The organism is Methyloceanibacter sp., from assembly GCF_050726195.1.
Taxonomy (GTDB): Bacteria; Pseudomonadota; Alphaproteobacteria; order Rhizobiales; family Methyloligellaceae; genus Methyloceanibacter.
On sequence record NZ_JBOHJC010000011.1, the window covers coordinates 1 to 19,902 of the forward strand.

17 protein-coding genes, 1 tRNA gene and 2 pseudogenes are annotated in these 19,902 nt (G+C 65.0%); 12 read left to right on the plus strand and 8 right to left on the minus strand.

What is annotated here, in order from left to right:
- Positions 1 to 1,438, plus strand: a pseudogene (locus ACRECX_RS09135) (hypothetical protein); the annotation flags it as partial.
- On the opposite strand, the gene ACRECX_RS09140 reads toward ACRECX_RS09135, so the two are convergent.
- Positions 1,412 to 2,671, minus strand: a complete 1,260-nt coding sequence (locus tag ACRECX_RS09140; RefSeq protein ID WP_431558527.1) for a GNAT family N-acetyltransferase — start codon at positions 2,669 to 2,671, stop codon at positions 1,412 to 1,414. The pseudogene ACRECX_RS09135 and the gene ACRECX_RS09140 overlap by 27 nt on opposite strands.
- 157 nt (positions 2,672 to 2,828) lie before the next feature.
- Between ACRECX_RS09140 and ACRECX_RS09145 the strand changes: the two genes are divergently transcribed.
- Positions 2,829 to 3,890 (plus strand): polysaccharide deacetylase family protein, encoded by a 1,062-nt coding sequence (locus tag ACRECX_RS09145; RefSeq protein ID WP_431558528.1) that lies wholly within the window; start codon positions 2,829 to 2,831, stop codon positions 3,888 to 3,890.
- A 3-nt stretch (positions 3,891 to 3,893) separates the two neighbouring features.
- Here ACRECX_RS09145 and ACRECX_RS09150 read toward each other — a convergent pair whose 3' ends face one another.
- Positions 3,894 to 4,100, minus strand: coding sequence for a DUF2842 domain-containing protein (locus ACRECX_RS09150; protein WP_431558529.1), 207 nt, complete (start codon positions 4,098 to 4,100; stop codon positions 3,894 to 3,896).
- Positions 4,101 to 4,184: 84 nt separating this feature from the next.
- Here ACRECX_RS09150 and ACRECX_RS09155 point away from each other — a divergent pair, with 84 nt between their 5' ends.
- Positions 4,185 to 5,294 (plus strand): COX15/CtaA family protein, encoded by a 1,110-nt coding sequence (locus ACRECX_RS09155; protein ID WP_431558530.1) that lies wholly within the window; start codon positions 4,185 to 4,187, stop codon positions 5,292 to 5,294.
- Here the strand turns inward: ACRECX_RS09155 and ACRECX_RS09160 are convergent.
- From ACRECX_RS09160 to ACRECX_RS09175, 4 genes and pseudogenes are all read right to left on the minus strand, one after another.
- Positions 5,273 to 6,558, minus strand: a pseudogene (locus tag ACRECX_RS09160) (O-acetylhomoserine aminocarboxypropyltransferase). The gene ACRECX_RS09155 and the pseudogene ACRECX_RS09160 sit on opposite strands and share 22 nt — an antisense overlap.
- A 14-nt stretch (positions 6,559 to 6,572) precedes the next feature.
- Positions 6,573 to 6,983 carry a hypothetical protein gene (locus ACRECX_RS09165; protein ID WP_431558531.1) on the minus strand — a complete coding sequence of 137 codons (411 nt, stop codon included), beginning with the start codon at positions 6,981 to 6,983 and terminating at the stop codon, positions 6,573 to 6,575.
- Positions 6,980 to 7,504 carry a CoA-binding protein gene (locus ACRECX_RS09170; RefSeq protein WP_431558532.1) on the minus strand — a complete coding sequence of 175 codons (525 nt, stop codon included), beginning with the start codon at positions 7,502 to 7,504 and terminating at the stop codon, positions 6,980 to 6,982. The genes ACRECX_RS09165 and ACRECX_RS09170 overlap by 4 nt, the downstream gene beginning before the upstream one ends.
- A 38-nt stretch (positions 7,505 to 7,542) precedes the next feature.
- Positions 7,543 to 8,361 carry an enoyl-CoA hydratase gene (locus ACRECX_RS09175; RefSeq protein ID WP_431558533.1) on the minus strand — a complete coding sequence of 273 codons (819 nt, stop codon included), beginning with the start codon at positions 8,359 to 8,361 and terminating at the stop codon, positions 7,543 to 7,545.
- 207 nt (positions 8,362 to 8,568) lie between these two features.
- On the opposite strand from ACRECX_RS09175, the gene rplM reads away from it, so the two are divergent.
- From rplM to argC, 3 genes are all read left to right on the plus strand, one after another.
- A complete protein-coding gene (rplM, locus tag ACRECX_RS09180) occupies positions 8,569 to 9,033 on the plus strand; it encodes a 50S ribosomal protein L13 (RefSeq protein ID WP_431558534.1) in 465 nt (154 codons plus the stop codon).
- A gap of 5 nt (positions 9,034 to 9,038) precedes the next feature.
- Positions 9,039 to 9,515 (plus strand): 30S ribosomal protein S9, encoded by a 477-nt coding sequence (gene rpsI / locus ACRECX_RS09185; protein WP_431558535.1) that lies wholly within the window; start codon positions 9,039 to 9,041, stop codon positions 9,513 to 9,515.
- Positions 9,516 to 9,637: 122 nt separating this feature from the next.
- Entirely contained in the window at positions 9,638 to 10,687 is a 1,050-nt protein-coding gene (argC, locus tag ACRECX_RS09190) for an N-acetyl-gamma-glutamyl-phosphate reductase (RefSeq protein WP_431558536.1), read from the plus strand.
- Between the two features lie 60 nt (positions 10,688 to 10,747).
- On the opposite strand, the gene ACRECX_RS09195 is transcribed toward argC, so the two are convergent.
- Both ACRECX_RS09195 and ACRECX_RS09200 read right to left on the minus strand, forming a co-directional pair.
- The gene (locus ACRECX_RS09195; RefSeq protein WP_431558537.1) at positions 10,748 to 11,716 is read right to left on the minus strand and encodes a hypothetical protein; all 969 of its coding nucleotides are present in this window, start codon (positions 11,714 to 11,716) and stop codon (positions 10,748 to 10,750) included.
- 121 nt (positions 11,717 to 11,837) lie between these two features.
- On the minus strand, positions 11,838 to 13,658 hold the full coding sequence (locus ACRECX_RS09200; protein ID WP_431558538.1) for a PHA/PHB synthase family protein: 1,821 nt from the start codon (positions 13,656 to 13,658) through the stop codon (positions 11,838 to 11,840).
- 164 nt (positions 13,659 to 13,822) lie between these two features.
- On the opposite strand from ACRECX_RS09200, the gene ACRECX_RS09205 reads away from it, so the two are divergent.
- The 6 genes from ACRECX_RS09205 (at position 13,823) to ACRECX_RS09230 (ending at position 19,810) form a co-directional block, all read left to right on the plus strand.
- Positions 13,823 to 14,053, plus strand: coding sequence for a hypothetical protein (locus ACRECX_RS09205; RefSeq protein WP_431558539.1), 231 nt, complete (start codon positions 13,823 to 13,825; stop codon positions 14,051 to 14,053).
- A 114-nt stretch (positions 14,054 to 14,167) separates the two neighbouring features.
- Positions 14,168 to 15,400: an LL-diaminopimelate aminotransferase gene (locus ACRECX_RS09210; RefSeq protein ID WP_431558540.1), complete on the plus strand. Its 1,233-nt coding sequence runs from the start codon at positions 14,168 to 14,170 to the stop codon at positions 15,398 to 15,400.
- Positions 15,401 to 15,408: 8 nt separating this feature from the next.
- Positions 15,409 to 16,731, plus strand: coding sequence for a homoserine dehydrogenase (locus tag ACRECX_RS09215; RefSeq protein WP_431558541.1), 1,323 nt, complete (start codon positions 15,409 to 15,411; stop codon positions 16,729 to 16,731).
- A 60-nt stretch (positions 16,732 to 16,791) separates the two neighbouring features.
- Positions 16,792 to 17,781: a class II fructose-bisphosphatase gene (gene glpX, locus ACRECX_RS09220; RefSeq protein ID WP_431558542.1), complete on the plus strand. Its 990-nt coding sequence runs from the start codon at positions 16,792 to 16,794 to the stop codon at positions 17,779 to 17,781.
- Positions 17,782 to 17,787: 6 nt separating this feature from the next.
- Positions 17,788 to 19,698 carry a single-stranded-DNA-specific exonuclease RecJ gene (recJ, locus tag ACRECX_RS09225; protein ID WP_431558543.1) on the plus strand — a complete coding sequence of 637 codons (1,911 nt, stop codon included), beginning with the start codon at positions 17,788 to 17,790 and terminating at the stop codon, positions 19,696 to 19,698.
- Between the two features lie 37 nt (positions 19,699 to 19,735).
- Positions 19,736 to 19,810: transfer RNA gene (locus ACRECX_RS09230), tRNA-Glu, on the plus strand.
- Positions 19,811 to 19,902 lie beyond the last annotated feature (92 nt).

The window sequence follows — 19,902 nt, forward strand, 5'->3', positions numbered from 1 at the left end:
ACCCTTGAGCCTCCTCGTCATGGCCGCAACGGCGCTCCTCGCCGTCGCATACGTCCTCGCCCGCACCCTCATCGCCGCCCCGTACCCCGCCACACGCCACGTCCCCCAATCCGAACCCCGCATGCGGCGGCGCCATGAGGAGCCAAGCCGGAGCGTTCTACGGGAGCCCGTCCGGGCCAAGACCGCATCGCCGCCGCCACAAAAACCTGCGCCGCCTCCGCCCGCATCGCGGCCTGCCGCGCGGACCCTTCCAGTCGTGATCGAGGCGTCTCCGCCGGCGGCCGAACCTGCCAGGAGTCCCGAACCGCAACCGGCGCCTGTGCCGAGCGCCGCGCCGTCCGCCGCCGCTGTGACGCCCCCGTGGCAGGTGAAGAAGGCACCGTCAAAGCCGAGCTGGCTCAGCACGCGAGACGACCCCGAACCGCAATCTTCAAGCGCCGTGCCGGAAGCGCCGGCCCCATCACCGAAAGTGGGGCCTGAGACACCGCCGGCTCAAGCGGCGCCACCGAAGCCTGCGGCCACAGGGCTCCTCGACCGTCTGCGGCAGGAGTTCGCCCAAAGCGACGACGAGGCTTCGGCCGATGCGCCGATCAAGCCACGCTCGGTCCCCAAATTCCTCGACCGTTTCCGCCGCACCGCCGAAGAAAAGGGTACCGCCGCGGAAGGCAGCCAACCCACGCCGAAAGGTGCAGACATGTCCGCACTCAGCCCCAACGACCTTCGCCACTATCTCACCCAGCGAATCGCCTCTGCCGGGTCCGACGACCATGACGACGCCGAGTTTCCATCCGCGCCGAAAATCGGCAACGGCAAGGCGAGGCCGGTGATGCGGTCGCTCGATGCGCTGCTGAACCAGGTGCTCGCTTCGGTCACCGGCGGCCTTCCGCGCGCGCTCCTGGTTGCCGGCGTCTCATCGAAGGCGGACGCGACGCAAGTCGCCATCAGCCTCGCCCGCGCCCTTGTCGCCCGCAAAGAACAGGTTGTGCTCGTCGATCTCGCGCGGGGCGCCTCGGCCGTGTCGGGGCCGCTCGGCATGCCGCGTGCGCCGGGCTTCACCGATCTGGTAGCGGGCCGCGCGACCTTCGCCGAGGTCATTCGCATCGACGACGACACGCCGCTGCAAGTGATCACAGCGGGCCACCCCGCGGTGCGCGACGAGGGGCACCAGCCGGACCGGTTCATGCGCGTATTCGAGGCGCTCACCCAAGCCTATGGGTGCGTCGTGCTCCATGCCGACGTCGCTACAGTGCAGGCGCTGACGCCGGCCCTCAAATTCGAACTGCCCGTGATGGTTGCCGTCCTTGCCGAAGGCGAGGGAGTAGCCGACGCCAACGGGGCTATGTCGACGTTTCGGGCGCTCGGCTGCCCGGTTCTGGTCTACGAGGGAGGGGGCACGCCACGCCGGCTCCGCCTATTCGGCCGCAGCGCCGCGGTTTGACGGACCGGCCTCTTCTCCCCGCCCAAGCAGGCTCTTACGGACCTGCTGGGCGAACGACCAAAGATGGCGGTTCGACTTGATGGTCCGCTTGAGCCGCGCCGCCGCGGCCAGAGGTAGCGCCCCCACGAGGCCTTGGGGCTTGAAGGCGATAAAACTGTCGAATAGGTCCTGGACCACGTCGCACCACTCATCCTTGTGGTGCGCCTGACCCACGCCGAGATCGTAGAAGGCGAGCCCTTGCGCCGAGGCCTCCTCGATCTGATGACGCAACAAAAGCGCACCAGGCGATTGCCGTTGCACGTCGCCTTCGGCCAGAGAGGACAGGGCAACGATCATGCGGTCATGACACACGGTCCCGCTGAACGTGGCGAGCACCGCCTCGTCAAGTTTCAAGTATCCCAGACGTAGGCGGCTTGGGTTGTTCCTCTCAAGGAGCGCGACGTCGCGGTAGAACGCGCGCGCAGGCGCGTCGAACACGTCATGCACGCCCATGACAGCAAACTGCTTTGCCTTCTGTGCGAAGAAGACATCGAGCAAGGCGCGCGTCTCGTCCTGCGTCTCGGACCAGCCGAAACGCAAAGTCCCCATCTCGCGGAGCCTGCGCTCTTTTCGATCCAATGTGCCGCGCGACCGTTTGCTGAACCGCCTTTCATAAAGCTCCGCGAAGTTATCGAGCTTCACGGCGTAGCCTCGATTGGGCGACAGTTGATGCCTGAGTTTGGCGAAGGGATTGGCGATGCCGTCCCAGATGAAGGGCTGCGCAATGAGAATCGCCGCGGCGGCGCCGGCTTGGCGTGCAGCTTCCTTGAGGAGACCGGACATGTCTGCGCTTGCGAGGCCCTGTGCAGCCTCCGGCGTGAACAGACCCATATTGTAGTTGGCGTGGTCTTGACCGAGCCATTTCAGTATCGGAAGTCCCAATTCGGATGACTGCTCGAACGGCCACAGGAACAGCGGTGCACCGCTTGCGCCGTAGCCCACGATGATTGCGGCCTCGCGGCCTTGCGGCGCGAGCACATCCCCGGCCCAGGCGTGCGCCCAGTCATAGGCCTGCGCCGCCGTGCACGGCGCCGTCGATTGCATGGCCTCCCAGAGACCTTTGAGGCTCGGCAAGTCGGAGACAAGGCGGAGAGAAATTGTGCCAAGGCTCGTGCTCACGGCGGCGGGACCGCTGCGCGCCGGCTTGCGCCGCGCGATCTCAGTCTCGGGACGATACAAGGTGGTGGAGCTCATGTGTCAAATGTCACCCTAGGCAGCGCTTTGCACGTTTCTTCCGCCCCATCCATTCCGGCAATCGTTTTGCAAGGAACCGCCGTCACACTCGCGCCCGGCTCTAAGACCATGGCAGAGCGAGGTTAATGGTTGATGGTCGGCGATAAGGGAGGGCGGCGTGGCTAAGGTAAAGACTGCCATGATGAAGGCGGCGATGGCCGGACTCTACCATACAGGCGCCCACCGCCTGCTTGCGCCCTACACCCAAGGAGTGGGCGTGATCTTTACTTTGCATCATGTGCGGCCCGAACCCCGCATGCCGAACCCCTTCGCCCCGAACCGCATTCTGGAGGTGACGCCGGAGTTCCTCGATACCGTGCTCGATCAGGTGACGGAGGCCGGCCTCGACGTGATCACCCTCGACGAGGCCGTCGACCGGCTCGGCGGCAGCGATGCGAAGCGCTTCGTCTGCTTCACGTTCGACGACGGTTATCGTGACAACCTCCAATACGCCTATCCGCTGTTCAAGCGGCGCGGGCTGCCCTTCACCCTCTACGTGCCGACCGACTACCCGGACGGGCATGGCGAGCTGTGGTGGCAGGCGCTGGAGGAGATCATTGCCCGCGCAGACGACGAGATCGCCCTGCGCCGCGATGTCGAAACCTGGCGGCTCCCGACTGTTACCGTCGCCGACAAGGACCGCACATTCGAAGAGGTCTATTGGTGGCTGCGCTCCATCGACGAGGAGAGCCAGCGCCGCGTGGTCCGCGCGCTCGCCGAAGCCTATGGCGTCGACTTGAGCGCCGAATGCCGCGAGCAGGTGATGAACTGGGACGAGATCAGGACCATGACCGACGATCCGCTGGTCACTATCGGCGCTCATACCGAGGGCCACTACGCGATCGCCAAGCTCCCTGAGCGGCAGGCGATGGACGAGATGGCCGGCAGCGCCGACCGCATCGAGGCTGAGCTTGGCAAGCGCCCGGTCCATTTCGCCTTTCCCTACGGCGATCCGGGAAGCGCTGGGCCCAGAGACTTCGCGCTCGCCGCCGAAGCCGGCTTCAAGACGGCCGTGACTACGCGCAAGGGGATGCTATTCCCCGACCACCGACAGCATCTGACGGCCCTGCCGCGGGTTTCCCTGAACGGTGACTACCAGTCGCTGACCTATACGGCGCTCTATCTCTCCGGCGCACCGTTTGCGTTGTGGAACCGCTTCCAGCAGGTCAACGCGGCCTGAGGCTCAATCTGCCCGCTGCATCCAGCGGATGAGAAGGCCGGCCGGCAAAACCCATAGCAGTCCAGCCGCCAGAAAGTAGGCGAACTGCGCCCAGGCGGGCGCCAGGCTGATCCGGCCCGCGCCGATGACCGCGGCAACCCACGCATAGACGCCGAGGAAGATGATCAGCGCCACGGTGCCGATCAGCTTACGGGTTCGTGCGCGCATCATGGCCACCCTTGGGAGAGGCGCTGCGGCACTGGGGCAGGGCGCTCCCGATTGAGTCTGAGCCGGTAGACGGCTATCAACCCCTTCATGACCTCGGTTGCCGCCCCGAGCCTGACAAAAGCCCGCGCGCCCAAGTCGCCGGCGCGACATGTCCGGGCGCTGCGCATCTGGCTCGGCTCGATCGCGCTGCTCGTCATTGCCATGATCCTGGTTGGCGGGGCCACCCGGCTCACCGAGTCCGGTCTCTCGATCACCGAATGGAAGCCGGTGATGGGCGCGATCCCGCCAATGTCGGAAACCGACTGGCAAGAGGCCTTCGCAGCCTACAAGAAAATTCCGCAGTACACCGAGATCAATCGCGGCATGAGCCTCGAGGAGTTCAAGACCATCTATTGGTGGGAGTGGACGCACCGCTTTCTCGGCCGCCTGATCGGTCTTGCCTTCCTCGTGCCCTTCGTCGTGTTTTGGCTCGCCGGCTATATCCCGCGCGCCTTGATGCCGAGACTGATCGGTCTGTTCCTGCTCGGGGGCCTGCAAGGCGCCATCGGCTGGTACATGGTGATGAGCGGCCTTGCCGACCGCCTGTCCGTCAGCCAATACCGGCTCATGGTGCATTTCAGCATCGCCGTCGTGATCCTCGGCTACACGCTGTGGCTCCTGTTCGGGCTTGGCGGGAGCGCGCAGCAGCGACGCACGGCGTCTCCCGGCATCGTCTGGACTGCGGGCGTGGTGCTCGGTCTGATCTTCGTGCAGCTTCTGGCGGGCGCATTGGTGGCAGGGCTCGACGCCGGCATGGGCTTCAACACCTGGCCGCTCATCGACGGCGCCTTCATCCCGACCGGACTTGGCGAGGCATCGCCTTGGTATCTCAACCTGTTCGAGAACCCTCTTACCGTGCAGTTCCAGCATCGCATGCTTGGCTACGTCGTCGTGGTCGCGACGATCGCGCAAGCCCTCTGGCTCGCCTTGAGGGGCGAGGGCCAGCCGCTTCTCGGCACTGCGATAAGTCTTGCCGTGCTGGCGCTGCTGCAAGCCGTGCTCGGCGTATGGACCTTGCTGCTCGCCGTGCCGATCGAGCTCGGGCTTGCGCACCAGGCCGGCGCCGTTTTCGTCTTCGTCGCCGCCCTCTACCATTTCTGGCTTGCGCGCCACCAAGCGGAGCCCGCGATCAGGTCTCAGACCGCCTCAAGCGCCTGATCGAGGTCGGCGATGATATCGTCGACATTCTCCAGCCCGATCGACAGCCGCACCACGTCGGCGCCTGCGCCGGCACGCTCCCGCTGCTCGTCGGAGAGTTGGCGATGTGTGGTCGACGCAGGATGGATGATCAGGCTCCGCGTGTCGCCGATATTGGCGAGATGGCTGAACAGCTTGACGTTCATCACGAGCGCGATGCCGGCGTCGTAGCCGCCCTTCAGCCCGAAGGTGAACACGGCGCCGGCGCCGTCTGGGCAGTAGCGCTTGGCCAGCCGGTGATAGGGATTGTTCGGTAACCCGGCGTAGTTCACCCAGGCAACTTTGTCGTGGCCCAAGAGCCAGGTCGCGACCTGGAGCGCGTTGTCGCAATGGCGCTGCATGCGCAGCGGCAAGGTCTCGATGCCGGTGAGAATGAGGAACGCGTTGAACGGCGAGATCGCCGGCCCAAGATCACGCAAGCCGAGCACGCGGCAGGCGATGGCGAAGGCAAAATTGCCGAACGTCTCGGCCAGGGTGATGCCGTGATAGCTGGGGCAGGGGCCCGACAGCGACGGGTATCGCCCGCTCTTCAGCCAATCGAACGTACCGCAATCGACGATCGCGCCGCCGATCGAGTTGCCGTGGCCGCCGAGGAACTTCGTCAGCGAATGGACGATGATGTCGGCGCCATGCTCGATGGGCCGGATGAGGTAAGGCGTTGCCAGCGTATTATCGACGATGAGCGGCACGCCGGCCTCCTTGGCGACGGCGGAGATCGCTGCGATGTCGGTGATGATCCCGCCGGGATTGGCGATCGACTCGATGAAGATCGCTTTGGTCTTGGGCGTGAGCGCCGCGCGGAACGATTCCGCGTCGGTGGTGTCGGCCCAGCGCACCGTCCACCCGCATTTGGCGAACGCTTGGCCGAACTGATTGATAGACCCGCCATAAAGCTGGCGGGCGGATATGAATTCGTCACCTGGCTCCAGCAGCGTGTGGAACACGATGGCCTGAGCCGCGTGCCCCGAGGCGACGGCGAGCCCCGCCGTGCCGCCTTCGAGCGCGGCCAGGCGCTCCTCCAGCACCGCCTGCGTGGGTTCATGATGCGCGTGTAGATGTTGCCGAAGGTCTCGAGATTGAACAGCGCCGCCGCATGGTCCACGTCGTCGAATACATAAGAAGTGGTCTGGTAGATCGGCGTCGCCCGTGCGCCGGTGGCTGGATCGGGCTGCGCGCCGGCATGGATGGCAAGCGTGTTGAAGCCGGGCTTTCGCTCTTCGGTCATTGATCGAGGGGCTCCTAGTCGGTGTTGTTTATCGTGATGATCTCGTACTTGATGCCGTCGCCGCCACCGAAGTCTGCGAACCAAATGTTGCGGCCGCCGTCTCCGACCATCAGGCCTTGATAGTTCTTGAGGTAGTCGTCAGGACCTTGCGCGAGGATCGAGGCCTTGAGCTCAGGTCCGATGATGGTGTCGTAGTGGCGCAAGAACCAAGCCTTTGAGCGGATCGTGCGCTTCGTCTTCCCAAAGTAGCGCACTGGAAAGTGCAGATGCGCAACGAACCAATCCTTATCGTCGGCGCGCACGGCGGCTTGCAAGACGAGAACGATCTTGGTTTCGGGAGTTTGAAAATCCGACTCGGTTGCCCCGGCGCCGCTGGCACATAAGAGAGCAAGGACCGCGGCAATCGGTAGTAGAGTCCGCATCATGTCGCCGCAGGTTTGAGGGTCCGGTGCTGCACGCCCTTAGGGCCGAGCATCGGACGACGGCTCGACAACATACGCGAATTGACCCCGGCCCAGCCGAGCTCGCCAGAGAGCCGGCCGTATTCGATCTTGGGACAGCGGTTCATCACCACTTTGATGCCCGCGGACTCGGCAAGCCTCGCCGCCTCGTCGTTGCGCACGCCAAGCTGCATCCACACCACCTTGGCACCGATCTTGATCGCTTCGCAGGTAATCCAGAGCGCCGCGTCCGAGCCGCGAAAAATATCGACGATGTCGACCGGCCTGCCGATGTCTCCTAGCGTGCCATAGACCTTCTGGCCGAGCAGCATCTTACCGGCATGCCCCGGATTGACGGGAATGACCTCGAAGCCCTTCGCCAGGAGATATTTCATGGCGAAATAGCTCGGCCGTGACTCGTTCGGGCTCGCGCCGACCATGGCGATGGTGCGGTGGCCCACGAGAATGTCCCGGATATAGGCGTCGCTATAGGAGTTGTGATTCATCGGGTGAGCAGGTGGGGAAGGGAAGGCGTGCGCGCAAGTCAGCGCGGCCAGTTTGGCGGACGCTTGTCGAGGAAGGCGCCGATGCCTTCCTTGGCCTCGTCGTCGAGCATGTTCTCCACCATGACCTCGGATGCGTAGCGGTAGGCGTCCTCCAGCGACATGTCGAGCTGCTTGTAGAACGCCTCCTTGCCGATCTTGAGTGTGCGAACTGGCTTCGCTGCGATCTTGCGGCCGAGCTCCACCGCCTCGTTCACCACCCGGTCGGCCTCGAACACGCGGTTCACGAGCCCAAGCGACTTCGCCTCGGGCGCGCTCACCATCTCGCCGAGCAAGAGCATCTCCATGGCGTCCTTGCGCGCGACGTTGCGGCTGAGCGCCACCATGGGCGTGGAGCAGAAGAGGCCGATATTCACGCCGGGCGTCGCGAAGCGCGCATCGACACTGGCCACGGCAAGATCGCAACTCGCCACGAGCTGGCAGCCGGCCGCCGTGGCGATGCCGTTCACCGCGGCAATCACGGGTTTCGGGCAGCGCACGATGGCAAGCATCATGTCCGAGCAGGCGGTCATGGTCTTGGCGAAGAACGCGCGGCCCCGGTCGGCATCGTTACGGTGCGCCGTCATCTCCTTCAGGTCATGGCCCGACGAGAAGGCGGACCCTGCGCCGGTAAGCACGATGGCGCGCACGGTGCCGGTGCGGCCCGCCGCGTCGACCGCGTCGTGCAGCGCCGCCATCAGATCTTCAGAGAGGCTGTTGCGCGCCTCCGGCCGGTTGAGGGTGAGAACCCTGACCGGTCCTTGATCCTCAGATAAAAGGATCTCGGTCGCTTGCGCCTCTCGGGCGGCCATGCTTGCCATTTGGCTTGAGTCCATACGTTCCAACGTTGCGGACGGCTTACATCAAAACGCGCGCGGCGCACGCGATTTCCACTCCGTCTATGCCGGTATTCGGATACCACATAGATAAGACACGGATTTGTATGGAAAATGTCATTTCGCTTGACCTCCCAGGGGCGAGTCGTTAGAAGCGCCGATCTTTCGAGCCCCGAAGTGAATACGCGCACCATGAAGACTTTCTCCGCCACGCCCAAGGACATCGAAAAGTCCTGGATTCTCATCGATGCCGACGGCCTCGTGGTCGGCCGGCTCGCGGCTCTGATCGCGACCAGGCTTCGGGGCAAGCACAAGCCCTCGTTCACCCCGCACATGGATGATGGCGACAACATCGTCGTCGTCAACGCAGGCAGCATCGTGCTGACGGGCAACAAGCGTGCCGACAAGGTCTATCACTGGCACACCGGCTATCCGGGCGGCATCAAGGAACGCTCGGCAGCCAAGATCCTCGACGGCAAGCATCCCGAGCGGGTGCTGCAAAAGGCGGTCGAGCGCATGCTGCCCCGCGGTCCTCTTGGGCGGAAGCAGCTCAAGAACCTTAAGGTCTATGCGGGACCCGAGCATCCCCACGAGGCGCAGAACCCCGTGAAGCTCGACGTCGCCGCCCTCAATCCCAAGAATGCAAGGAGCGCTTAAGAGCCATGAGCGAGACGACGACCTTGGAAGACCTGTCTCAGCTCAGGGGCGAGGCGCCCGCGCCTGAGCGCGTCTACGAGAAGAAGGTCGACGCGCAGGGCCGCGCCTATGCCACCGGCAAGCGGAAGGACGCGGTTGCCCGCGTATGGGTCAAGCAGGGCCCTGGCAAGATCACGGTGAATGGCAAGGACCACGTTGCCTATTTTGCGCGCCCCGTGTTGCAGATGATCTTGAAGCAGCCGCTCGTCACCGCCAAGCGCGAAGGCCAGTTGGACGTCGTCTGCACCGTGTCCGGCGGCGGGCTGTCCGGCCAGGCCGGCGCCGTGCGTCACGGCATCTCCAAAGCCCTGACCCGTTTCGAGCCGGAGCTTCGCAGCGTGTTGAAGAAGGCCGGGTTCCTGACCCGCGACGCGCGCACGGTCGAGCGCAAGAAGTACGGCAAGGCCAAGGCCCGACGAAGCTTCCAGTTCTCCAAGCGCTAACCACTGCGCTTCTCTGAGAACCACGGTCGATCCACGTCACGTGCTCGGCTGCGGCTTCTTCTTCCGCAAAGCGTCGAATTCGGTTAAGCCCGCTTCGAGCGGAACCCGTCACAGGTTCAATCATGGCCAGCAAACCCCCGATCCGGGCCGCAGTGCTCGGCGCCTCCGGCTATACCGGCGCCGACCTGATCCGGCTCGCCGCGAGACACCCGAACATCGCCATCACGGCGCTGATCGCCAAAGGCCACGCCGGCCAGGCGCTCGCCCAGGTCTTCCCGCATCTCGTCAGCCTCGATCTTCCTGACCTCGTCACCTCCGACGAGGTGGATTGGAATAAAATCGACGTGGCGTTCTGCGGCTTGCCCCACGGCACGGCGCACACCGAGATCAGAAAGCTCCCTGAGCGGGTGAAAGTGATCGACATGTCCGCCGACTTCCGCCTGCGCGACTCCGGCACTTACTCCGAATGGTATGGCGGCGCGCACAGCGCCCCGGAACTTCTGAAAGGGGCGATCTACGGGCTCACCGAGCATTATCGCGATGAAATCAAGACCGCTCGGCTTGTCGCCTGTCCTGGCTGCTACCCCACCGCCGTGCTGCTCGCGCTCCTGCCGCTCCTCAAGACGAAGCTGATTGCCGGCGAGGACCTCATCATCGATGCCAAGTCCGGCGTGTCCGGCGCGGGCCGTACCCTGAAGCAGAACATCCTGTTCTCGGAAGCGGGCGAGGGTCTGTCGCCCTACGGCATCGGCAATCACCGGCATGTCCCGGAGATCGAACAGGAACTCAGTCTCGCCGCCGGCGCGACCGTGACCGTCAATTTCACGCCCCATCTAGCGCCGATGTCACGCGGGGAGCTGTGCACATCCTATGTGCGGCTCGCCGGCAAGGCGGACGCCGCCGCTCTCCGCAAGGCGCTTAACGAAGCCTACGCGGCGAGCCCGTTCGTGCGTGTGGTGGAGGAGGGCGTCATCCCCGCAACCCAGCATGTACGCGGCTCGAACTATTGCCATATCGGCGTGTTCGCCGATCGCCTCCCCGGCCGCGCCATCGTCGTCTCGGCCATCGACAATCTGGTCAAGGGCTCTGCGGGCCAGGCACTCCAGAACTTCAACCTGATGCACGGCCTCGACGAGACCACCGCACTCGAGCAACTGCCGTTATTCCCGTAGACGCCATCGGGGGCCCATTGGGGGTTCCAATATCCATCGCCACGCTCATCCGGGCCAAGGCTAACCGGGCGACGGGGCGGCGGTGATGGCACGGCGGATAGGTGCGAGCGGCGCGCTGTCGTCAAAGGTGACCTTGCCAGCGCGCACTGAAATTCCCAGGTCGCGCCACAGCGCGTCAAGGTCCGGCGCATAAGGCTTATCGCCCATCTTGGCGTAGAGATCGGAGAGGACCGTGGTGCCGGTTGCCTCGTCGGCCGTGCTAAGGACGCGCTCGATCGGCCAATGCTGCTCATGATCGCCGCCCGCGGCGAGGATGCCGCGCAACGCCTGCTGGAGGCCGGCTCTGTTGCCGGTCGCTTTGCGGATCTCGATGTCGGCCAAGAAGTAGAACATGGCGCCGCCCCAATAGGTGCGTCCCCACGTCGGCGTGAAGTCGAGTCCGCGGTCGCCCTTCTGCGGCAGGCCTTGCTTCATGTCCCGCACCATATCGCCCCAGATGCGCTCGGCTGTGAGGTCGCCTGCCTGAACGCGTGCGACCGGCTCAACATAGACGGCAACGCCTTCGGCCAACCACAGATGGGTCTCGTCCACGTAGGGAAGTGCGAGATGGGTCATCTCGTGCACGCCCTTCCAATCGTCGGCGAGCTGGGTCTTCGTCACATCGCTGCCGACCACGAAACGGATGGCGGCGCCGCGATAGCCGAAGGTGGTGGCGGCCGGCACGCCGGCGTCGGGGACGGGGACGATGAGAATTCGCGCCGAGGCGACGGGGAACTTGCCGAAATAGACCGAGACCGCCTTAGCCGAGGTCTCGAGCCAGGCCAGGATGGCGCTGCGCGGCAGGGCGGAAGCGCCGGGTGCAAAGCCGACATTGAGCGTGCTGCCGCCAGCGTGGATCGGCGTGGTCTTCAGGCGATCGAACGCGTCGTAGGGAAAGCGCTCGCTTAAGAATTCCGATTGCCCGTACGCAGGCGAGCAGGCGAGGGCGCCAAGCAGGGCAAGACCGAAGCATAGAGCAGACTTCGTCATGCCCCGAGTCTTGCAGGGCCCCGCCGGCCGGACCAATCACATGTTCGCACGTTTATTTCATCCCTTGCCCTATGGGGAGGGACTTGCGCTTTACAAGCGTGACGGGTGATCGCTGCTGGTGCTAGTTGCGCATCTTCACGTAGGCGCCCGGCGCATCTTCGATTGGCTTGAGCGGCCCGGCTGAAGGATCGCGGGCGGGGACCTTTTCGCCAGAGCGCTCGGCGAGCCATGAAGTCCAGTCTGGCCACCACGAGCCCGGCGCTTCGGTCGCCGAGGCGATCCACTCTTCAAGTGTCGCCGCCGGCGCGCCGCCGGTCCAATGCTGGTACTTCTTCTTGGCCGGCGGGTTGACCACCCCGGCGATATGACCAGACCCCGCCATGACGTGGCGCAGCGGGCCGCCGAACAGCTTGCTGCCGTGGTACACGGACTTGGCCGGAGCAATGTGGTCTTCGCGCGTGAACAGCTCGTAGATCGGGATCTTCACGTTGGAAAGGTTGAGCTTGATGCCGCCGAGTTCCATCTCACCCTTGCTGAGGCGGTTCTCATGATAGAACTCGCGCAAATAAAAGGCGTGGTTGGCCGCCGGCAGCCGCGTCGAGTCGGCGTTCCAAAACAAGAGGTCGAACGGGAACGGCTTCTTGCCGAGGAGATAGTTGTTAACGACATAGGGCCAGATCAGGTCGCGCGGGCGGAGCATGTTGAACACCGCCGCCATGCGAGAGCCATCGAGATAGCCCTGCTCGGCCATCATCTCTTCCAGCGCCTTGAGCTGCGTGTCGTCGATGAACACGAGCAAGTCGCCCGCCTCGCTGAAATCGACCTGCGCCGTGAGGAAGGTCGCCGAAGCGATGCGGTCATCGCCCTTGGCCGCCAGGTAGGCGAGCGTCGCCGCAAGCAGGGTGCCCCCGACGCAATAGCCTAGCACGTTGACGTGATGTAGTCCGAGCTGGCGGTTCACCGCCTCGACCGCGGCGAGAACGCCCTGGTGCATGTAGTCCTCGAAGGTCTTCTGCGCGAGCTTGGCGCCGGGATTCACCCACGAGATCATGAACACGGTGAAACCCTGGTCCACCGCCCATTTGACCAGCGACTTCTCCGGCACGAGATCGAGGATGTAGTACTTGTTGATCCAAGGCGGCACGATGATGAGCGGCCGCTCATAAACCTGTTCCGTGGCCGGCGCATATTGGATGAGCTGGATGAGCTCGTTCTGGAACACGACCTTGCCGGGTGTGATGGCGAGATCCCGGCCGACCTCGAAGGCGCCGAGGTCGGTCTGGCTGACGCGCAGGAGGTCCTTCGACTGCTCGAGATCGTGGGCGAGTTGCGCCATGCCCTGCACCAGGTTCTCGGCGTTGGTGGCGAGCGTGGCGCGCACGACTTCCGGGTTGGTGAGCGGGTAGTTCGACGGCGACAGCGCCGCCAGCATCTGATCCAGATAGAACAGCGCTTTCTTGCGCGTCTTCTCGTCGACCCCTTCGGTGTTGCGAGTGACATCCTCCGCCCAGCGCGAGGTGATCAGATAAGCCTGTTTCCAGAAGTCGAAGAACTGGCTGCTGGACCAGTCGGGGTCCTTGAACCGGTTGTCGCCCGGCTCAGGCTCGACGACGGGCTCGACCTCCTCGCCGAGGAACCGGCGGACGGAGCGTCCCCACAGATCGGCGTAGCTCTTGAAGAGCTCGCCTTGCGCCGCTGCGAGCTTGCCCGGCTCCGCGAACCACACCCGCGCGACCTCGCCAAGCGACTTCGCCGCTTCGCCGACCTCCGCCGTCATGCTGTAAGGGCCGTTGCCGTTGTTGCTGGTGCGCTCGGCCAAGGTGGAGAAGACCTTCGCGCCCTGATCGAACAGGCGGACCATGTTCCGCGCCAAAGCGTCGACCTGAGTGGTTTGGCATGTGCCTGCGTCGGTCTCCTCTGCGTGTTTCGTCCGCTCCTGCATCGATATGTCCTTATTTGACCCCCACTTGACCATGCTCTTGCCAGCTTGCGGAGAGACCAATCCTCCGCGACTGCTTTCGCGCAACGGTCCATTGTGCTATGCAATATAAGCGTCAGGCGATGCCCATCGCCAGGGTAAAGTCCACCAGAGCCAACATCTTACCAATGTTTTTGCGACCGTCTTATTGCATCGTGGTGATGCTGTCTGCTCTTTGGCTCGGCGGCTGCGCCGATACCGTCACTGACGGACGGCCGCTCAAGCGGTTTACCGACCTCGTGCGCGACAGCACCTTGACGGAGTCCGAGAAGAAGGCCGCCATCAACGAGCTTCAAAAGGACAAGAAGCGCCAGCAGGAGCAGCTCGACCAGGGCGACGGCGGTCCAAAAACCAACTAGAATCAACGCGAACCGTTAAGTCTCGGCGTGCGTTATGCTTGCCGCGAAGCCCCTTTTTATGGTTCAACAGCGGACTCCCCCGGGAGGGGACCCGTTCGGGTGGGGATACCGTCCGTGCACAGCGACTTTCATAGAATCAAGCGGCTGCCGCCGTATGTCTTCGAGCAGGTCAACCGGCTCAAGGCTGAAGCGCGTGCGCGCGGCGACGACATCATCGATTTCGGCATGGGCAATCCGGACATGCCGACGCCGGAGCATATCGTCGCCAAGCTCGTCGAGACGGTGCGCGACCCGCGGACCAACCGTTATTCTTCGTCCAAGGGGATCGGCGGCCTGCGCCGCGCGCAAGCCGCCTACTATGCGCGGCGCTTCGGCGTAAAGCTCAACCCCGAAACCCAGGTTGTCGCCACTCTCGGCTCCAAGGAGGGCTTCGCCAACGTGGCGCAGGCCATCACCGCGCCGGGCGATGTCATCCTCGTGCCCAACCCGACCTATCCGATCCACGAGTTCGGCTTCATCATGTCCGGCGGCGTGATCCGGCATCTGCCGGCGCGCACCGACTCGCAATTCATGGTGTCGCTCGACAAGGCCGTGCGGCATTCCGTGCCCAAACCTTCGGCCCTCGTTCTCAATTATCCCGCAAATCCCACCGCCGTTGTCGCCAACCGCGACTTCTACCGGGAGGTGGTCGCCTTTGCCCAGAAGCACGAGCTCATCGTGCTGTCGGACCTCGCCTACGCCGAGATCTATTTCGAAGGCGAGCCGCCGCCGTCGATCCTCGAAATCCCGGGCGCGATGGACATCGCCGTCGAGTTCACCACTTTGTCCAAGACCTACGCCATGCCCGGCTGGCGCATGGGCTTCGCCGTCGGCAACGAGCGGCTGATCCAGGCGCTCGTCCGCGTGAAGTCCTATCTGGATTACGGGGCCTTCACGCCGGTCCAGGTGGCCGCCACGGCCGCCCTCAACGGCCCGCAAGGTTGCATCGACGAGATCAGAGGCATCTATCGCCGCCGCCGCGACTGCCTGGTCGATGCGCTCGCCCGCGCCGGCTGGCCGATTCCGTCGCCGCCCGCGACCATGTTCGCCTGGGCGCCGATCCCCGAAATGTTCGCCCATCTCGGCTCGCTCGAATTCTCGAAGCTGCTTCTGGAGAAGGCCTCGGTTGCGGTGTCGCCGGGCGTCGGCTTCGGCGAGTACGGCGAAGGCTATGTGCGCATCGCGCTCGTGGAGAACGAGCAACGGATTCGCCAGGCCGCGCGCAATATTCGGAAATTTCTCTCCGAATCGGCAAATTCACTGCATAACGTCATTCCCATTGCCACCAAGGCCAGTCGGACGTTCTGATTTCTCCCATGGCAAATGCGTTGAAGGTTGGACTGGCCGGTGTAGGCACTGTCGGCGGCGGCCTTCTGCAACTTCTCGCCGCGCGCGGCGATGCGCTTGCAGCGCTGGCGGGGCGGCCGATCCAGGTCGTCGCGGTATCGACGCTTGAGGATCGCCGCAACAAGAGCATCGACATCTCTGCCTTCCGGCGCGTGCAAGACCCGGTGGCGCTCGCCAACGACCCGGAGATCGACGTCTTCGTCGAACTGATGGGTGGCGAAGGCGGCGTGGCCAAGGCTTCGGTCGAAGCGGCGCTCCGGGCCGGCAAGCACGTCGTCACGGCCAACAAGGCGCTCCTTGCCCATCACGGCACGAGCCTGGCCAAGCTCGCCGAAAAAAGCGGTGTCGCGCTGAATTTCGAGGCGGCGGTGGCAGGCGGCATACCCGTGGTCAAGGCCATCCGCGAAAGCCTCCAGGGCAACGACATCTCGCGCGTCTACGGCATCCTGAACGGGACCTGCAACTACATCCTCACCCGCATGGAGCGCGACGGGCAGAGCTTCGCCGAGGTGCTGAAGGAGGCGCAGGCGCAAGGCTATGCCGAGGCCGACCCCACCTTCGACATCGGCGGCTTCGACACCGCCCACAAGCTCGCGTTGCTCACGAGCCTCGCATTCGGCACCGAGGTGAGCTTCGACTCTGTCTATATTGAAGGCATCGAGGCCATCACGCCGGCCGATATCGAGGCGGCCGACGATCTCGGCTATCGCATCAAGCTGCTCGGCGTTGCGCTGCGTACCGACAGCGGCATCGAACAGCGCGTTCACCCGGCCATGGTGCCGAAGCACACTTCGATCGCCGAGGTCGACGGCGTGCTCAACTCGGTCGCCATCGACGGCGACTTCGTTGGCGAGGTGGTGCTGGTGGGACGCGGCGCCGGCGGTCCCGCCACCGCGTCGGCCGTGACAAGCGACCTGATCGACATCGGCCGAGGTCACATCCTGCCGCCGTTCGGCGCCAAGGCCTCCAGTCTCAAGCCCTACAAGCAGGCGGAGATGCGCGCTCATGAAGGCGGCTACTACATCAGACTGTCGGTCTACGACCGTACTGGCGCGTTTGCCGCCATCGCCTCGCGCATGGCCGAGCAGGGCATTTCCATCGAGAGTATCGTGCAGCGGCGCCCGCGCGTCGAACTGCCCGGTCTCGATCGCTCGCACAAGGGTTCACCTGCCGCCGTGGTCATGATCACGCATCAGACCACGGAGGACGCCGTGCGAAGGGCCTTGGCCGCCATCGAACGCGACGGGCATGTCGATGCGAAGCCGCAGATGATCCGCATCGAAAAGCTGTGATAGGGAGTGTGTAACAGTCGACGCGGGGCTAACCCGCGCGGGAGCTAGGGAGGAACGGACGTGTCAGAGGCTCAGGCCAAGACCGAGCTCGACCGCGCGCTTGCGCTCGATATCGTCCGCGTTACCGAGGCTACTGCCGTAGCGGCCTCCCGCTGGCGGGGCCGTGGCGACGAAGCTGCCGCCGACCAGGCCGCCGCTGCCGCCATGTATCGCGAGTTGGCACGCCTGCCCATCCAAGGCGTCGTCGTCGTGGGCGAGGGCGAGGAGAACGAGACGCCGGCCCTTTATATCGGTGAGACGATCGGCGCCGGGTCGGCTGACGGGCTCGCGGTCGATCTCGCGGTCGATCCCATCGAGGGCACCACGCTCTGCGCCAAGGCCCTTCCCAATGCGCTGTCGGTGCTCGCCCTCGCGGCGCGCGGCAGCCTTCTCAAAGTGCCTGCCATCTATATGGACAAGCTCGCCATCGGGCCGGGCTATCCGGACGGGCTCGTCGACCTCGACGCATCGCCGGCCGAAAATCTCAAAGCGCTCGCCGGCGCGAAGGGCGTTCCCGTGAGCGAGCTCACCGTGTGCATCTTGGACAGGCCTCGCCACAGCAAGCTGATCGACGCGGTGCGCGCAGCGGGCGCGGCGCTTCGGCTGATCGGCGACGGCGACATCGCCGGCGTGATCCACGTCACCGAACCGTTGGAGACCGGGATCGACATCTACATGGGCATCGGCGGTGCGCCTGAGGGCGTGCTCGCCGCCGCGGCACTTGCGTGTATCGGCGGTCAGATGCAGGGCCGGCTCGTCGCCACCAATGACGAGCTTCGCTCCCGGGCAACGGCCGCCGGCATTTCCGATTTCACCCGAAAATATGCCATGCAGGACATGATCAGGGGCGACCTCAGCTTCGCGGCCACCGGGATTACCGACGGCTCGCTGCTCGAAGGCGTGCGGCTCGGCAAGGATGCAGTGTTCACCCATAGCGTGGTGATGCGCGCGTCGACCCGCACGGTGCGCTGGATCAGGACCGAACACACCGACATCGGCAAGTTCGACTAAGCGGACGTGGGACCGAATCAGCCTACACTCGCCGATCTTGAGGAGATCGATTGGCGTGAGTGGGTCTGCGTGACAGCCGCCCTGAAATATCAAACGGCCGACGGCGCTGCGGCGCTGCTTGGCGTGGAACGCTCGGTGCGCGGACGCCGTTGGGTCGAGCGGCTCGACCCTTGCCGCGCGCATGTCGCCACCGCCGTCTCCCAAGCCTACGGGCTGCCGGAGTTGCTAGGCCGGGTGCTCGCCGCCCGCGGTGCTGAGCCCCACACGGTGGATCGGTATCTCGACCCCTCGCTGCGCACCCTGCTGCCCGACCCCGCCCGGCTGCACGACATGGAGCGTGCGGCAGAGCGCTTCGCGCGCGCGATCCGATCAGACGAGGCGATCGCCGTGTTCGGCGATTACGACGTGGACGGAGCGTCTTGCGTTGCGCTCATCGAGCGGTTCCTGCGCGCCCATGGCCGACCATGCATGACCTACATCCCCGACCGCCTCACAGAGGGCTATGGACCGACGCCAGAGGCTCTGGCCGGCCTTGTGGAGGAGGGGGCCCGCCTCATCCTCACAGTCGATTGCGGCACGACCTCCCACGCGGCCGTCGCTGCCGCCAATGCGACCGGTGCCGAAGTCATCGTCATCGACCATCACCAGGCCGGCGAGGCGCTGCCACCGGCCTTCGCCGTCATCAATCCGAACCGGCAGGACGACCTCTCCGGTCAAGGCCACCTCGCGGCGGCCGGCGTCGTGTTCTTGTTCCTGGTCGCGACCACGAAGGTGCTGCGGCGGGAGGGCGTCTACCAGGGCGGAGCGGAGCCCGATCTCCTCGGCCTGCTCGACCTCGTGGCGCTCGCCACGGTCTGCGATGTGGTGCCGCTTCACGATGCCAACCGGGCCTTCGTAGCCAAAGGGCTCAAAGTGCTGCGGCTCAGGCATAATGCGGGCTTGCGCGCGCTTGCCGACGCGGCCCGCCTCGACGAGGCGCCGACACCTTACGGCCTCGGCTTCATCTTGGGCCCGCGCATCAATGCCGGCGGGCGGATCGGTGCGTCGCAGCTCGGCGCCCGGCTCCTTGCCTGCGACGACGACGTCGAGGCGCGGTCCATCGCCGCCAAGCTCGAAGCGCTCAATGCCGAGCGCAAGGCAATCGAGGAACGCATGTTGGAGGAGGCCTTCGCCCGCGCCGAGGCGTGGGTCGCGGCGTCCCCAGACCAGCCCCTGATCTTCCTCGGCGCCGAAGACTGGCACAAAGGTCTCATCGGACTGGTGGCTGGCCGCATCGTCGAGCGCTTTCATCTGCCGGCCTTCGTCATGGCCTTCGAGCCGGACGGCACGGCGACGGGATCGGCCCGCTCGCTGCCGAACGTCGATCTCGGCGCGGTTGTACGGGCCGCGGTAGAGGAGGGAGTCTTTCTCAAAGGTGGCGGCCATGCCATGGCGGCGGGCTTCACGCTCGACCGCGCGACATGCGACTCTGCGTTGGCGTTCCTGCAAAGCCGCCTGGCGCGGCCGGTGGCGCTGGCCTCAGCGAACCGCGAGCTTGCCATCGACGGCGCTCTTTCTGCGCGCGGGGCGACGTTGGAGTTGATCGACCTGCTCGATCGCGCCGGACCTTATGGGCCAGGTTATCCGCAACCGCGCTTCGTCTTCCCGTCACATCGTCCGATGCGCATCCGCGGGATCGGGCAGGCCCATATTCGCTGCAGCCTGCTCGCGCCCGACGGAGCCCGCGTCGAGGCTTGCGCCTTCCGCGTTGCCGGCACGCCGCTCGGCGACCTCGTCGCTAGCGGCGAGGGCACGCCGCTGCACGTGGCCGGACATCTGCGCCGGTCAGTCTGGCAGGGTCGCGAGAGCGTGGAATTGATGATCGAGGATGCCGTCGACCCGCGCGGCAGCGACGACGCGCCCATCGTTCTTGCTTGACGGCGAACGGCTTTCTATATCACCAAGCTCCGGCGCCGCCCCCTTCGTCTAATGGTCAGGACGTCAGGTTTTCAACCTGAAAACAGGGGTTCGATCCCCCTAGGGGGCGCCATCGGCTCGCCCGTGCTAGGCTCCACGTGGGAGCCCAAGATGCGCTGGCTGCCTTGTCTCCTGTGGTCTCTCCCGCGCATCCTGTGTTGGGCG

Excerpts from the sequence above, each read along its gene's own strand:
- ACRECX_RS09140 (WP_431558527.1), bottom strand. The coding sequence starts at position 2,671 with ATGAGCTCCACCACCTTGTATCGTCCCGAGACTGAGATCGCGCGGCGC.
- ACRECX_RS09150 (WP_431558529.1), bottom strand. The coding sequence starts at position 4,100 with ATGATGCGCGCACGAACCCGTAAGCTGATCGGCACCGTGGCGCTGATC.
- ACRECX_RS09155 (WP_431558530.1), top strand. The coding sequence starts at position 4,185 with ATGACCTCGGTTGCCGCCCCGAGCCTGACAAAAGCCCGCGCGCCCAAG.
- ACRECX_RS09165 (WP_431558531.1), bottom strand. The coding sequence starts at position 6,983 with ATGATGCGGACTCTACTACCGATTGCCGCGGTCCTTGCTCTCTTATGT.
- ACRECX_RS09170 (WP_431558532.1), bottom strand. The coding sequence starts at position 7,504 with ATGAATCACAACTCCTATAGCGACGCCTATATCCGGGACATTCTCGTG.
- ACRECX_RS09175 (WP_431558533.1), bottom strand. The coding sequence starts at position 8,361 with ATGGCAAGCATGGCCGCCCGAGAGGCGCAAGCGACCGAGATCCTTTTA.
- rplM (WP_431558534.1), top strand. The coding sequence starts at position 8,569 with ATGAAGACTTTCTCCGCCACGCCCAAGGACATCGAAAAGTCCTGGATT.
- rpsI (WP_431558535.1), top strand. The coding sequence starts at position 9,039 with ATGAGCGAGACGACGACCTTGGAAGACCTGTCTCAGCTCAGGGGCGAG.
- argC (WP_431558536.1), top strand. The coding sequence starts at position 9,638 with ATGGCCAGCAAACCCCCGATCCGGGCCGCAGTGCTCGGCGCCTCCGGC.
- ACRECX_RS09195 (WP_431558537.1), bottom strand. The coding sequence starts at position 11,716 with ATGACGAAGTCTGCTCTATGCTTCGGTCTTGCCCTGCTTGGCGCCCTC.
- ACRECX_RS09200 (WP_431558538.1), bottom strand. The coding sequence starts at position 13,658 with ATGCAGGAGCGGACGAAACACGCAGAGGAGACCGACGCAGGCACATGC.
- ACRECX_RS09205 (WP_431558539.1), top strand. The coding sequence starts at position 13,823 with ATGTTTTTGCGACCGTCTTATTGCATCGTGGTGATGCTGTCTGCTCTT.
- ACRECX_RS09215 (WP_431558541.1), top strand. The coding sequence starts at position 15,409 with ATGGCAAATGCGTTGAAGGTTGGACTGGCCGGTGTAGGCACTGTCGGC.